A 12,654-nucleotide genomic window follows, 5' to 3' on the forward strand; every position below is an offset into this window, starting at 1 on the left:
AACCAGCCCGAGAATCCGAGATCGGATGAGTTCTTCCTGAGTTGTGAACATGAGGTAGATGTCAGTAGGCCAGGGAGCGATCGACGGCCTCGAGGATGCGGTCCGCATCCGGGAGGTAGGTGCCTTCGAGCTTCGCGGGCGGGAACGGGGTGTCGTAGCCGGAGACGCGCAGCACCGGAGCCTCGAGCGCATAGAACGCCCGCTCCATCACGGTCGCCGCGATCTCGCCGCCGATGCTGCCGAAGCCCTGCGCCTCCTGGGCGTAGACCATGCGTCCGGTCTTGCGCACCGAGTCGAGGATGGGCTCGTAGTCGACCGGCGACAGCGAACGCACGTCGACGACCTCGCAGCTCGTCCCCTCGGCCTCGGCGAGCGCGGCGGCCTGCAGCAGCGTCGTGACCATCGCGCCGTGTCCGACGAGCGTCACATCGCCGCCGGTGCGCACGACGCGTGAGGAGTGCAGCGGCACAGCGGAGGCATCGAGCTCGACCTCACCCTTCTGCCAGTACCGGCTCTTCGGCTCCATGAAGATCACCGGGTCGTTCGACGCGATCGCCTCCTGGATCATCCAGTACGCATCGTTGGGCGTCGACGGCGAGACCACGCGCAGGCCGGGAGTGTGCGCGAAGTACGCCTCCGGGCTCTCCTGGTGGTGCTCGACCGCGCCGATGTGCCCGCCGTAGGGGATGCGGATCACGATCGGCATGCTGATCGCACCCTCGTGCCGGTTCGTGAGCTTGGCGAGCTGTGTCGTGATCTGGTCGAACGCGGGGAACACGAATCCGTCGAACTGAATCTCGATGACGGGGCGGTACCCGACCATCGCCATGCCGATCGCGGTCCCGACGATCCCCGACTCGGCCAGCGGGGTGTCGAGCACCCGGCGGTCGCCGAAGTCGCGCTGCAGGTGCTCCGTCACACGGAAGACGCCGCCGAGCTTGCCGATGTCCTCGCCCATCAGCACGACCTTCGGGTCGTCCTCCATGGCCTTGCGCATCCCCGCGTTCAGCGCCTTGCTGAGCGGCATCGTCTCGAGGGTCACTGGGCTCCTCCTTCGAACGACGCCTCATACTGCGCGCGCCAGGCCTTCTGCTGGTCGATCAGCGGATGCGGCTCGCTGTACACGTGGTCGAACATCTTGTCCGGGCTGGGCGGCCCCAGCTCGACCGTGCGGTCGCGCAGATCTTCCGCGGCATCCGCCGCCTCGGCCTCCACGTCGGAGAACAGCTGCGCCGATGCTCCCCGGCCTTCGAGGAACGCGCGCATCCGGACGATCGGGTCGCGCCCGGCCCAGTACTGCTCCTCGTCGCTGCCGCGATACTTCGTCGGGTCATCGCTGGTGGTGTGTGCGCCGAGCCGGTAGGTGACCGCTTCGATCGCCTGCGGACCCTTGCCGCTGCGGGCCTCGTCGAGAGCTGTGCGGGAGACCGCATAGCTGGCGAGCACGTCGTTGCCGTCCACGCGGACGCTCGGGATGCCGTAGCCCGCGCTGCGCTGCACGAGCGGAACCCGCGACTGCGTCGAGACCGGCACCGAGATCGCCCAGTGATTGTTCTGCAGGAAGAACACGGTCGGCGCCTGATAGCTCGCGGCGAAGACCATCGCCTCGTGCACGTCGCCCTGACTGGAAGCGCCGTCGCCGTAGTAGACGATGACCGCTTCGTCACGGTCGGCCTCACCGGTTCCGGTGCGGCCGTCGAACACGAGTCCCATCCCGTAGCCGGCCGCATGCAGCGCCTGCGAACCGAGCACCAGGGTGTACAGCCGGGTGTTGCCGTTCTTCGGGTCGGTCGGATCCCACCCGCCATGCGAGACGCCGCGCATCAGTTTGATGATGTCGACCGGATCGACGCCGCGGATGCGGGTGACCGCGTGCTCCCGGTAGGAGGGGAAGATCGTGTCCTGCGCACGGGCGGCACGACCGGAGCCGACCTGCGCCGCCTCTTGTCCCCGGCTCGGCGGCCAGAGCGCCAGCTGCCCCTGTCGCTGCAGGTTCGTCGCCTGGGTGTCGATCGCACGGATGACGACCATGTCCCGGTAGAACTGCTCGAGCTCAGCATCGCTGATCGCCTCGATCAGGGGAAGGTATCGCTCAGCGGCGGCGGACGGAGCGAACCGTCCGGTCTCGTCCAGAACGCTCACAAGGGGTGTCTCGGAGGTGGTCACGCTCTCACGCTACCCGCGCCCGCATGCCCGGTCACGCATACCTAGGACGCCCTTGCAACTGCCCGGAAACCGGAGAAACACGGGCGAAGACGCCCGGGCGACACGTTCAGCGGACCGAAGACGCGACCTCGAGCACTCGGGCGATGGAGGCTTCCTCGCCGACGGAGATGCGAATGCCGTCTCCGGAGAACGGACGGACGATGAGGTCGTTGGCGACGAACGCCGCGGCCACGTCGTCGGTGCGCTCTCCCGTGGGCAGCCACACGAAGTTCGACTGCGAGTCGGGGACGTCCCAGCCCTGCGCGCGGAGCCCCTCGGCCAGGCGGTCACGGCGCTCGACGATCACGGCGACGCGCTCGAGGAGCTCCGCCTCGGCGTCGAGGCTCGCGATCGCGGCGTTCTCCGCGGCGGAGGTGACCGAGAGCGGGATGCCCGTGGTGCGTGCGGCGTCGAGCACCTTCTCGTGCCCGATCGCGTAGCCGACGCGGAGACCGGCGAGGCCGTACGCCTTCGAGAAGGTCCGCAGCACCACGACGTTCGGGTGCGCGTCGAACACGCGCTCGGCGAGACCGTCGACCGCGTCCGGGGCCGTGACGAATTCGGCGTACGCCTCGTCGAGGATGATCAGGACGTCGTTCGGGACGCGCTCGACGAAGGCGGCGAACTCGGCCGAGGTGATGGTGGGCCCGGTCGGATTGTTGGGCGTGCACACGATGATCGCGCGGGTGCGTTCGGTCACCGCATCCGCCATGGCGCCGAGGTCGTGGCGGGAATCCGCGGTGAGCGGCACCTGCACCCCGGTCGCCCCGGCCACGAGCGGCAGGCTCGGGTACGCCTCGAAGGAGCGCCAGGCGTAGATGACCTCGTCGCCCTCCGACGCGGTCGCGAGGATCAGCTGATGCAGGATCGACACGCTGCCGGACGCGACGTGCACCTGGTCGGGCTCGACCCCGTAGCGCGCACCGAGTCGTTCGCGCAGACGAGTCGCGGTGGCATCCGGGTAGCGGTTGACGGGCGTCGTCCGCTCCAGTGCCTCGAGCACGGAGGGCAGCGGATCGAAGGGGTTCTCGTTGCTGGACAGCTTGAACGCGTCTGGCCCCGCTTGCTTGCCCTGGCGGTACGGCGCGAGTGCGGCGATGGCAGGACGGATGCGGGGCAGGATCGGCTCGGTCACGAGGTCGAGTCTACGAGGACCGCGGCCGTGGCAGCAGTGTCGATACGCTCTGTTCCCGCGCGATGCACGTGGTACCATTTTGGTATGGCGATGACGGTGCGACTTCCGGAAGAACTCGATGCGCAGCTCGAGGAGATTGCGCGCGCGCGGCACACCTCGAAGCACGCGGTCATCATCGAGGCGGCCACGCGGTTCGCGAACGATACCAGCCGCTCTGCACTCGTGAACTCTGCCGTCGACTTCGTTCTCGACAATGACAAGGTTCTCCTCGAGCGCCTCAAAGACGCATGACCGAGTACCTCTCACTTGAAGACGGCCTCCAGATCGTCGAAAGACTCGGCTTCCACGTTCGCGATCCCGGGCTACTCGCTTCCGCACTCGCGAGGCCGGCGGCCTCTCTCTTCGGTGATGACGCCTACGCCACGATCGACCGGAAGGCCGCAGCACTCCTCGAATCCCTCGCCCGCAACCACCCATTGTTCGATGGGAACAAGCGCACAGCGTGGACGAGCTTCGTGGCGTTCTTGTGGATCAACGGCTGGAAGCATCGCTTCACCACCGATGACGCATTCGACCTCGTGATCGGGGTCGCCTCCGGCACGATCGATCTCGATGAGTCACAACGCCGCATCCGCGCCAACCGCATTCCCACCAGCCCGGCAGCAGGCTGACAGCCGCGGACGTCCGTGGGACACTGGTCGGACTATGCGCTTCCTCATCCGCGTCGTCGTCAACGCCTTCGCCATCTGGGTCGTCACCCTGATCCCGGCTCTGCAGGTCGTGATCACGCCCTTCCCGCCCGGCGAGACCCTGCAGCTGGTACTCACCCTGCTCGCGGTCGCCGCGATCTTCGCGCTCGTGAACACGATCATCGGCACCGTCGTGAAGATCGTCGCGTTCCCCCTCTACATCCTCACGCTCGGCCTGATCGGCTTCGTCATCAACGGCTTCCTACTGTGGCTGACGGCATGGATCACGAGCGGCTTCGGATGGGGCCTCGCGGTCGGCGACTTCTGGTGGGGCGTGCTCGCCGCGCTCATCATCTCGGTGATCAACGGCATCTTCGGCTTCATCCTGCGCCCGCAGAACAAGAACTCCCGCCGCGACTGAGGCCCCGGCCTCGAGCCGGAGCGTCGTCCCGCTCAGCGGGGTGTCCTCTCGGCGCGGTACTCGGTGCGTTCGATCTCCACCGCGGTGGCGAGCTCGGCCCAGTAAGCGTCGAGGGCCTCGGCCCGCGGGTCATCCGACGCATCGACCATCCCGGCCGTCTCGATGTAGGTCTCGAGCGCGTGCGCCCGCAGCGCGACATCCTGGAGCCCGGCCCGAGGATCACCGACACGCGTGGCCGTGAAGCTGTCCGCCGACCCGGTGCCCGCCGCCGACCCACCCGCGGCGAGGTTCGAGACCAGGTCATCGGAGTGCCGAAGCTGGATGAGCGTCTGATCGTGACCCAGCGAAGGCTGCTGCGGACTCCCCGCAGTCACCTGCATGCCGACGTCGTAGGGGCTCTCCGTCGCCAGGTGCGCCGCGATCATGCCCCCTTGCGAGTAGGCGACCACGTCGACCCGGTCGCCGGGCTCCGCCCCCGCCTCGGTCAGCGCATCGAGGGTCGCCTGGTACGACGCCGATGTGTGTCCCTGATACAGCTCGACGTTCGACTTCATGTCCCACGGCTCCTCCTTCCCGCCCTCCCACGGCGCACCGTTCCTCGTTCCCGCGATGTACGTCACGAAGCGGGTCCCCCCGTCGGCCATCGTGTACTTCTCCACCGCGACCTGTGCGGTCGAGGACGGCATCCGCCGGAGCGCGCCGGCGAGGTTCTGCGGCGCGGCAGGGGTCGAGGCCTTGACCGGAGTCACCCGGATCGGATCCGGCCGCCCCTTCAGCGGCGCCCCTGCGACTACCGCGCCGAGCCCCGTGGCGACGCCGATGAACGCCCCGGCCAGGAACAGAGGAGAGAGCAGGCCGCCCGCGTCGAACTGGCGTCCCGCCCCCTGGAACCGCCGATCCTCCCAGCCCGCCACCAGCCACTCGGCCATCGCCCCGACCCGCTCGTCGCCGCTCACCAACTGCTCCAGACGCGCCTCGGCCGCTGCCGCTGCCGCAGCATCGGTGAGGGCCAGCGCCTCGACCTCGGCCCGCAGCTCGACGACCTCGAAAGCATCGGCCATCAGCTCCGTGCCTACGCACGCGTCGAGGAGTTCGGCCGCCACGGCGCCGAGTCGCTCCGCACTCGCCGCCAAGGCGTGCACATCGACCTGCGGACAGGCGGCCGGTGCCGAGAGGATCACCTCCTGCGCTCGCACGACCGCGGAACGGGCGTCTTCGTAGCGCTCGGCCACGCCGCGCATCCGGGATCCGACGTCGCGCAGCTGTCCGGTGTCGACGGCGATCGCCCCGCCGTGCCCGATCTCGATCTCGAGCCCGCTCACCCCTGCGCTCCGAGCTCCCACTCGCGCACGGTCAGGTGTCCGAGTTCGACGCCCGTCTCCTCTCGGAGCCGTCCCAGCAGGTCGTGCAGCGCACGGAATCCTTCGGACTGCCAGTCCGCGTCGTCGACGAGTCCCACCAGCGCCGCACCCGCATCCTCCAGCATCGACACGGCCGCCCCGATCTCTCGGTGGGCGACGAGCCGAGCCCAGACCTCGGCGGAGGTGAACACACGTCCAGGGGAGAGCGAGTACATGGCTTCAGCCTGCGGGATCGGCCGACGTCTCTGAGCGCCATACCCACGGCCGGTGGAGAGGTGGGCCATCCTCCACGCTGTGCAGGATGGCCCGAGGCGGGCAGAATGTACCTGTGACGTCCCCCGTTCCCTTCCGCGTGATCTTCGTGTGCACAGGGAACATCTGCCGCTCCCCCATGGCCGAAGTCGTGTTCCGCGACCTCGCCGAGAAGCAGGGACTCGGGTCGCGCATCGTCTCTCGCAGCGCCGGAACCGGAGACTGGCACCTCGGCGAGCGCGCCGACGAACGCACGATCGAGTCGCTCTCCCGCCGCGGGTACGACGGCTCGCTCCACCGCGCACGGCAGTTCACGTTCGCCTCGTTCGCCGAGAACGACCTCGTCGTCGCACTCGACCGCACGCACGAACGCATCCTGCGGGAGTGGGCGCGCGACGAAGATGAGGAGGGCAAGGTCACCCTGCTGATGGCCTTCGACCCGAACGCCTCGACCCACGATGTCCCCGACCCCTACTACGCCGGGGCGGAGATGTTCGATTCGGTGCTCGGTATGATTGAGACGGCGACCCGGGGTCTGTTCCGCCAACTGGAGCCCGCCCTGCGCCAGCCCCGCACGCCCCGCATCTGAGGGGCCCGATCAGGAGGACTCCCCTGACTTTCCAGCCTTCGCTCCCGCCGCAGCCCCTGAGCCCGCTCGACGGTCGCTACCGCGGCGCCGTCACCGGTCTCGCCGACTTCCTCTCCGAAGCCGGACTCAACCGCGCGCGGGTCGAGGTCGAGGTCGAGTGGCTGATCGCCCTGACCGACCGCTCGCTGTTCGAGACGACGCCGCTCTCGGACGCCGACAAGGATCGCCTGCGCGCGCTGTATCGCGACTTCGGCCAGGCCGAGATCGACTGGCTCGCCGAGAAGGAAGCCGTCACGCAGCACGACGTGAAGGCGATCGAGTACCTCGTGCGCGACCGTCTCTCGACGCTCGGCCTCGACGCCATCGCCGAACTCACGCACTTCGCCGCCACGAGCGAGGACATCAACTCCGCCTCGTACGCACTCACCGTGAAGCGGGCGGTCGAGCAGGTCTGGCTCCCCGCTCTCGACACCGTCATCGCGAAGCTCCGCGAACTCGCCGTCGAGCACGCCGATGCGGCCATGCTCTCCCGCACGCACGGCCAGCCCGCGACCCCGTCGACCATGGGCAAGGAGCTCGCGGTGTTCGCGTGGCGTCTGGAGCGCGTGCGCGGTCAGATCGCGGCATCCGACTACCTCGCCAAGTTCTCGGGTGCGACCGGGACCTGGTCGGCGCATCTCGCGGCCGACCCCGACGCCGACTGGCCCACCATCGCCCGAGAGTACATCGAGGGCATGGGGCTGGGCTTCAACCTCCTGACGACCCAGATCGAGTCGCACGACTGGCAGGTCGAGCTCTACGACCGTGTGCGTCACGCCGGCGGCATCCTGCACAACCTCGCCACCGACATCTGGACTTACATCTCGCTCGGGTACTTCGCGCAGATCCCGGTCGCCGGGGCCACCGGCTCGTCGACGATGCCGCACAAGATCAACCCGATCCGCTTCGAGAACGCCGAGGCGAACCTCGAGATCTCGGGCGCTCTGCTCGCCTCGCTCGGCCAGACGCTCGTCACCAGCCGCCTGCAGCGCGACCTGACCGACTCGACCACGCAGCGCAACATCGGTGTGGCCTTCGGACACTCGCTCCTCGCGCTCGACAACCTGCGTCGCGGCCTCAACGCGATCTCGCTCTCGCGCGACGTGCTGCTCGCCGACCTCGACGTGAACTGGGAGGTGCTCGCCGAAGCCATCCAGACCGTCATCCGCGCCGAGGTGGTGGCCGGTCGGTCCACGATCACGGATCCGTACGCGCTCCTCAAGGAGCTCACGCGCGGTCACCGGGTGGGCGCGGCCGAGCTCGCGACGTTCGTCGAGGGCCTCGAGATCGGGGATGCCGCCAAGCAGCGACTCCTCGCGCTGACCCCCGCGACCTACACCGGCATCGCGGAGCGCCTGGCCCGCTGACCCGCTCTCGCCGCTAGGCCGGTTCGCCGGAGTGGCGCTCGACGTGATCGCGCGGCATGAACGCGGCAGCGAGCAGCGTGAGCATGGCCGTCGCGGCGACGGCGACGAACACCCACACCGAGGCGTGGATGATCGTCTCCGGGTCGTCGGCGCCCGCACCCTGCGCGATGACCGCGTTGGAGATCGCGCCGAACACCGCCACGCCCACCGCACTCCCGGCGGAACGAGCGAAGGCGTTCATGCCCGTCACGGCACCGCGTTCCCCCCAGCCCACCGAGGACTGTGCGGCGATCAGGGTCGGGGCAGCCGACCAGCCGAGGCCGAAGCCGAGCACGAACGCGATCACCGACATCACGAACGGGTTCGGCCACGAGGAGACCGCGGCGAGCACGGTCGCCGCGAACGTGGCGATGCTCATGCCGATCAGGGTGGTGCGGCGGAAGCCGATGCGCAGGTACAGTCGTCCGACGTTCGCCGCGGCGATGGGCCAGCCGAGCGTCAAGGCGGCGACCGCCAGACCGGACAGGAGGGGCGCGATGCCCAGTGACCCTTCCAGGTACGCGGGGGCGAAGCTGGTCACACCGATCATGAGCGCCCCCACCCCGAGTGACACGAGCGTGGTCGTCAGGATCAACGGCCGCGCCGCGAGCCGGAGGTCGACGATCGGCTCCGCCGCCCGCCGCTCGACCATCGCGAAGAACGCGAGGGCCACGACGCCCACCCCGAAGCAGAGCGCACTCGGCACGGAGATCCAGTCCCAGGCGTTCCCACCCTCGAGCATCCCGAGGATGAGGCCGGTGAGCCCGATCGTGAGCAGGACGGCCCCGGCGTAGTCGATCCGGTGCCGACGGGTCTGCTTCTCCTCCTTGTACTTGAGCTGCAGCATCCACGCGGCGATCAGACACAGGGGGATGTTCACCCAGAAGATCCATCGCCACGCGTCGAGCTGCGCGAAGATGCCGCCGAGCGCGGGTCCGACCACGGAAGAGACCGCCCACACGCTCGCGATGTACCCCTGCACCTTCGCGCGCTCGGCGACCGTGTAGATGTCTCCCACGATCGTCATCGCCATCGGAGCGACCGCGCCCGCCCCCAAGCCCTGGATGAGGCGGAACAGGATGAGCGCGGGCATGCTCCACGCGAACCCGCAGAGCACGGAGCCGAGCAGGAACAGGGCGATCCCGAGGAGGATGATCGGCTTGCGGCCCACCGTGTCGGCAAACCGGGAGTAGATGGGGACGCTCACCGCTTGCGCCAGCAGATACACCGAGAACAGCCAGGGGAACTGCTGGTAGCTGCCGAGATCGCGGACGATGCTCGGGACCGCGGTCGCGAGGATCGTGGCGTCGATCGCGATGAGGCCGGTGGCGAGCATCAGCGCGCCGAGGATGGGGCCTCGCGCCGAGCGGAGTCCGATGGAGGCGCGGTCGACGGGGGCGGTCACTTCAGGAACAAGCGGTCGGACGGCGCGACTATTCCGGACGAGGGCGGAACAGCAGGGGATGCCGCACGCCCGACGGTCACGACGAAGCCGCGCGTCCGGGCTGCTCGCCGTCCGCCTCGCCCTCGGGCTCGGGGCCGTCGTAGAGCACCGGACGGTCGATGGTCTTGGTGACATCGGCGGGGTCGACCGCCAGAATCAGCATCGCGAGGATCAGGAGCGTGACGATGAACGCGCCACCGCCGACCACGAGGCCGAGCGCGACCGGGGTCAACCCGTCATAGCTGCCGTTCGCGATCGCCGTGTTCACCCTGGCGGTGAAGGCTCCGGTCGAGACCAGGGTCACGACCATGGCGAAGACACCGCAACCCAGCGCGATCAGCAGCAGGTGCAGCGGGCGCAGGATGTCCCGACGGGTGGGCTTCTCGTCGCTCATCGCGTTCCTCCGTGCTCCGCAGCGGCGGTGTCGTCGTTCGATTCGGAGACCGCGGTGACGGTGTCCACTCGCTTCGGGGTGAGGCCGGCGATGCCGAGGAAGACGGCGAGGATCGCCGCGTACCCACCGAACATCCCGACGCCGAGGATGATGCCGGACAACACGAACGTGCCGGCCTTCTCGATCGTGTACTCCTGGACGAAGCCGGCCGGGATCAGCAGCAGCACGATCCCGAGCAGCACCCCCAGCGCGCCGACCGTGATCGCGTCACGGGACAGCGGATCGGCGTTTCGACGAGAGCGGATGCCGGCGAGGAGCTCGATGCCGCCGCTCAGGATCGCCCAGGTCGAGACGACGATGAAGAACAGGTCATCGGAGCGCCAGGCCGGGATGCCGCTCACGGCGCCGGCGAGGGTGCCGAGGACGCCGAGCAGGATGTACGGCCAGCGGGACCCCGCGGGGAGCACCAGCCACGCGGCCAGCAGCTGGATGAGCGCGGTGACGAAGACGAAGCCGCTGAACACCGAGAGGCCGACGGGAGCGGAGTGGTCCGACGAGAAGGTGATCATCAGGGCGGCGACGGCGGCGAACAGTGCGCGCAGCAATTGCACGTGGCGCATGGTGAATGCGCGAGCAGGGGCAGACATGACGATCCAGAGTCCTCCGGGGTGTTCCTCCCAGTCTACGCGGGGGCGCAGAGCCGCAACGCCCGCGGCGTGCGGAGGAGGTTTCGTGAAGCCCGGCGGATCTCCCCAGATCGATTGCCGGGCTTCACGACGTACGCAGCAAGGGGGGCATCACTGCGTCAGGCCGGTCCTCGCACGGTCGGGCACCCTACCTGCGACGACGGCCAAGTGACCCCACATGCCCACCCGGTCCCCTGAGGTATGCGCGTGCGGTCGTATGCTCACTCTAGGGCGGTGGGCTTCACATACCGGATGGGGGCTGTGATGAGTTACGAATATGACGCGCGCAGACCCGGATCCGGCGCATTCGCGGGAGCGCTGCGCGACGCGATCAACGCCAGGGACGTGACACTCTCCTGGTTGCAGCAACAGCTCAATGCGCGCGGGAACCGCGTCTCGATGGCCACCCTGAGCTACTGGCGCTCCGGCGCCCGGCACCCCGAGGGCGTGCAGTCGCTCGCCGCACTCGCCGACATCGAGGACCTCCTCCGACTCGAGGCCGGGGCCCTGAGCAGGCTTCTCCGGTCGACGAACCGCACGGGACCGCTCGGGCCCAATCAGTTCCCGATCGATGAGGAAGAGCTCGAGCGCGCGGTCATGGACGCGTTCCAGGCGCTCGGTGCGTCGTATCCCGACACCTCCCGAGAGCTCACGACGCACTCGGTGACGGATGTCGGGGCCGACGGCAACATCGCCTACAGCGTCACCCGCAGCATCGTGCAGTCCACGGTCGGCACCATCACGGCGATCCCGTTCCTGGAGATCACTCCCGGGGTTCGCACGCCCGCACCCGTGATCGAAGCCGTCTCCGGAGGCAGGATCGCCGCACGGTACTCCCACCCCGACGGCGAGGTCCACGGGGTGCTGTTCGAGCTCGATATCCCTCTGACGGCCCCGGACACCGCGATGGTCGAGTGGTCGGCGGAGTATCCGCCCGACTACCCGGAGACGCGCGACACCGGGCACGCGCTGGCCCAGAAGGCCCGGGAACTGCTGGTGTGGACCCGTTTCCATCCGGATGCGATCCCGGACTGGTGCGAGGAGCACCTCGAGACGCCTGAAGGCGTGACCCTGACACCGCTACCGCCGCCCCGAGGCACCTCGGTGCACCTGGTGCGCCGGGCGTTCGGCCCCGGTGCGCTCGGCCTGCGCTGGGGATACGGACCCCGCGAGGATCAGCCCGGCTGATCACCGGTCGCCACCGGGCGGCCAGGGGTGTTCGACCACTGGCTCCAGGATCCGGGGAACACCTTCGCCTCGATGCCCACCTCGTGCAGGACCAGCGCGGTGTGCGCGGCGGTCACGCCCGAACCGCAGTACGCAGCCACCGGTGTGCCCGGGGTCACCCCGACCGCCGCGAGGGTGGCGAGCACGGTATCGGTGTCGAGGAGTCTCCCCTGGTCGTCGAGGTGGAGCGTGGTCGGCAGGTTGCGCGCGCCCGGGATGTGACCGGCCACCGGGTCGAGCGGCTCGGTCTCGCCGCGGTACCGCTCGGGGGCGCGCACGTCGAGCAGGACTCCGGTTTCCGGGAACGCCGCCGCCTCGTCGATCGAGAGGGCATCGCGCCCGATCTCACCGAGCACCACGTCGCCGGGCTCCGGGCTCACGTCATCGGTCGCGACCTCGAATCCCTCGGCCTGCCACCCGCGGAGGCCGCCGGCGAGCACGCGCACGTCGACCCCTGCCTGCCGCAGCAGCCACCACGCGCGCGCCGCCGCCGTGCCCTTGGCATCGTCGTAGGCGACCACCGTGTCGCCCGCGCGGACGCCCCAGCGCCGAGCCGCGGCCTGGAGCGTGGCCGTCGACGGCAGCGGGTGCCGTCCGTCCGAGGGCTCTCCGTGCGTGGAGAGCTCCGTGTCGAGCGCGGCGAACACGGCGCCGGGGATGTGTCCCGTGAGGTAGTCGTCGTGCCCCGCCTCCGGGCGATCCAGCCGCCACCGCACATCGATCACGCGCACCGGTGCGCCCCGGGTCAACAGGTCGTTCAGCTCGACGGCACTCACGAAGTCGCTCATGCTGCGAGGCTACCGAAT

15 protein-coding genes are annotated in these 12,654 nt (G+C 69.2%); 6 read left to right on the plus strand and 9 right to left on the minus strand.

Annotated elements, in window-relative coordinates; translation table 11 throughout:
* Positions 1 to 61: 61 nt before the first annotated feature.
* The 3 genes from LRQ07_RS17145 to LRQ07_RS17155 all read right to left on the minus strand — a co-directional run bounded on the left by LRQ07_RS17145 (position 62) and on the right by LRQ07_RS17155 (position 3,340).
* Positions 62 to 1,027, minus strand: coding sequence for an alpha-ketoacid dehydrogenase subunit beta (locus tag LRQ07_RS17145; RefSeq protein WP_256536452.1), 966 nt, complete (start codon positions 1,025 to 1,027; stop codon positions 62 to 64).
* A gap of 11 nt (positions 1,028 to 1,038) precedes the next feature.
* A complete protein-coding gene (locus tag LRQ07_RS17150; RefSeq protein WP_256535321.1) occupies positions 1,039 to 2,166 on the minus strand; it encodes a thiamine pyrophosphate-dependent dehydrogenase E1 component subunit alpha in 1,128 nt (375 codons plus the stop codon).
* Between the two features lie 106 nt (positions 2,167 to 2,272).
* Positions 2,273 to 3,340 (minus strand): histidinol-phosphate transaminase, encoded by a 1,068-nt coding sequence (locus LRQ07_RS17155; RefSeq protein WP_256535322.1) that lies wholly within the window; start codon positions 3,338 to 3,340, stop codon positions 2,273 to 2,275.
* 84 nt (positions 3,341 to 3,424) lie between these two features.
* Here LRQ07_RS17155 and LRQ07_RS17160 point away from each other — a divergent pair, with 84 nt between their 5' ends.
* The 3 genes from LRQ07_RS17160 to LRQ07_RS17170 are packed head-to-tail and all read left to right on the plus strand — an operon-like array spanning position 3,425 to position 4,450.
* The gene (locus tag LRQ07_RS17160; protein ID WP_256535323.1) at positions 3,425 to 3,631 is read left to right on the plus strand and encodes a ribbon-helix-helix protein, CopG family; all 207 of its coding nucleotides are present in this window, start codon (positions 3,425 to 3,427) and stop codon (positions 3,629 to 3,631) included.
* The gene (locus LRQ07_RS17165) at positions 3,628 to 4,011 is read left to right on the plus strand and encodes a type II toxin-antitoxin system death-on-curing family toxin (protein WP_256535324.1); all 384 of its coding nucleotides are present in this window, start codon (positions 3,628 to 3,630) and stop codon (positions 4,009 to 4,011) included. The genes LRQ07_RS17160 and LRQ07_RS17165 overlap by 4 nt, the downstream gene beginning before the upstream one ends.
* Positions 4,012 to 4,045: 34 nt before the next feature.
* On the plus strand, positions 4,046 to 4,450 hold the full coding sequence (locus tag LRQ07_RS17170; protein WP_047524196.1) for a phage holin family protein: 405 nt from the start codon (positions 4,046 to 4,048) through the stop codon (positions 4,448 to 4,450).
* 32 nt (positions 4,451 to 4,482) lie between these two features.
* Here the strand turns inward: LRQ07_RS17170 and LRQ07_RS17175 are convergent, their stop codons facing one another.
* Together LRQ07_RS17175 and LRQ07_RS17180 are read right to left on the minus strand one after the other, a co-directional pair.
* Positions 4,483 to 5,772, minus strand: a complete 1,290-nt coding sequence (locus LRQ07_RS17175; protein WP_256535325.1) for a hypothetical protein — start codon at positions 5,770 to 5,772, stop codon at positions 4,483 to 4,485.
* Positions 5,769 to 6,026 carry a hypothetical protein gene (locus LRQ07_RS17180; RefSeq protein WP_047524195.1) on the minus strand — a complete coding sequence of 86 codons (258 nt, stop codon included), beginning with the start codon at positions 6,024 to 6,026 and terminating at the stop codon, positions 5,769 to 5,771. Before LRQ07_RS17180 ends, LRQ07_RS17175 begins: the two co-directional genes overlap by 4 nt.
* Positions 6,027 to 6,139: 113 nt before the next feature.
* Between LRQ07_RS17180 and LRQ07_RS17185 the strand changes: the two genes are divergently transcribed.
* Positions 6,140 to 6,652 carry a low molecular weight protein-tyrosine-phosphatase gene (locus LRQ07_RS17185; RefSeq protein WP_256535326.1) on the plus strand — a complete coding sequence of 171 codons (513 nt, stop codon included), beginning with the start codon at positions 6,140 to 6,142 and terminating at the stop codon, positions 6,650 to 6,652.
* Between the two features lie 23 nt (positions 6,653 to 6,675).
* Positions 6,676 to 8,058 (plus strand): adenylosuccinate lyase, encoded by a 1,383-nt coding sequence (purB, locus tag LRQ07_RS17190; protein ID WP_256536453.1) that lies wholly within the window; start codon positions 6,676 to 6,678, stop codon positions 8,056 to 8,058.
* Between the two features lie 13 nt (positions 8,059 to 8,071).
* Here purB and LRQ07_RS17195 read toward each other — a convergent pair whose 3' ends face one another.
* The 3 genes from LRQ07_RS17195 to LRQ07_RS17205 form a co-directional block, all read right to left on the minus strand.
* Positions 8,072 to 9,502: an MFS transporter gene (locus LRQ07_RS17195; protein ID WP_256535327.1), complete on the minus strand. Its 1,431-nt coding sequence runs from the start codon at positions 9,500 to 9,502 to the stop codon at positions 8,072 to 8,074.
* A gap of 76 nt (positions 9,503 to 9,578) precedes the next feature.
* The gene (locus tag LRQ07_RS17200) at positions 9,579 to 9,935 is read right to left on the minus strand and encodes a hypothetical protein (protein WP_256535328.1); all 357 of its coding nucleotides are present in this window, start codon (positions 9,933 to 9,935) and stop codon (positions 9,579 to 9,581) included.
* Entirely contained in the window at positions 9,932 to 10,582 is a 651-nt protein-coding gene (locus LRQ07_RS17205; protein WP_134352497.1) for an acyl-CoA synthetase, read from the minus strand. Before LRQ07_RS17205 ends, LRQ07_RS17200 begins: the two co-directional genes overlap by 4 nt.
* A gap of 303 nt (positions 10,583 to 10,885) precedes the next feature.
* On the opposite strand from LRQ07_RS17205, the gene LRQ07_RS17210 reads away from it, so the two are divergent.
* Positions 10,886 to 11,809, plus strand: coding sequence for a hypothetical protein (locus LRQ07_RS17210; protein ID WP_232763878.1), 924 nt, complete (start codon positions 10,886 to 10,888; stop codon positions 11,807 to 11,809).
* Here LRQ07_RS17210 and LRQ07_RS17215 read toward each other — a convergent pair.
* Entirely contained in the window at positions 11,797 to 12,636 is an 840-nt protein-coding gene (locus LRQ07_RS17215) for a sulfurtransferase (RefSeq protein ID WP_256535329.1), read from the minus strand. The two genes, LRQ07_RS17210 and LRQ07_RS17215, sit on opposite strands and share 13 nt — an antisense overlap.
* Between the last annotated feature and the right edge of the window lie 18 nt (positions 12,637 to 12,654).

This window comes from Microbacterium sp. J1-1 (genome assembly GCF_024498615.1).
Classification (GTDB): Bacteria; Actinomycetota; Actinomycetes; order Actinomycetales; family Microbacteriaceae; genus Microbacterium; species Microbacterium aurugineum.

Excerpts from the sequence above, each read along its gene's own strand:
- LRQ07_RS17170 (WP_047524196.1), top strand. The coding sequence starts at position 4,046 with ATGCGCTTCCTCATCCGCGTCGTCGTCAACGCCTTCGCCATCTGGGTC.
- LRQ07_RS17200 (WP_256535328.1), bottom strand. The coding sequence starts at position 9,935 with ATGAGCGACGAGAAGCCCACCCGTCGGGACATCCTGCGCCCGCTGCAC.
- LRQ07_RS17180 (WP_047524195.1), bottom strand. The coding sequence starts at position 6,026 with ATGTACTCGCTCTCCCCTGGACGTGTGTTCACCTCCGCCGAGGTCTGG.
- LRQ07_RS17205 (WP_134352497.1), bottom strand. The coding sequence starts at position 10,582 with ATGTCTGCCCCTGCTCGCGCATTCACCATGCGCCACGTGCAATTGCTG.
- LRQ07_RS17160 (WP_256535323.1), top strand. The coding sequence starts at position 3,425 with ATGGCGATGACGGTGCGACTTCCGGAAGAACTCGATGCGCAGCTCGAG.
- LRQ07_RS17165 (WP_256535324.1), top strand. The coding sequence starts at position 3,628 with ATGACCGAGTACCTCTCACTTGAAGACGGCCTCCAGATCGTCGAAAGA.
- LRQ07_RS17215 (WP_256535329.1), bottom strand. The coding sequence starts at position 12,636 with ATGAGCGACTTCGTGAGTGCCGTCGAGCTGAACGACCTGTTGACCCGG.
- LRQ07_RS17210 (WP_232763878.1), top strand. The coding sequence starts at position 10,886 with ATGAGTTACGAATATGACGCGCGCAGACCCGGATCCGGCGCATTCGCG.
- LRQ07_RS17145 (WP_256536452.1), bottom strand. The coding sequence starts at position 1,027 with ATGCCGCTCAGCAAGGCGCTGAACGCGGGGATGCGCAAGGCCATGGAG.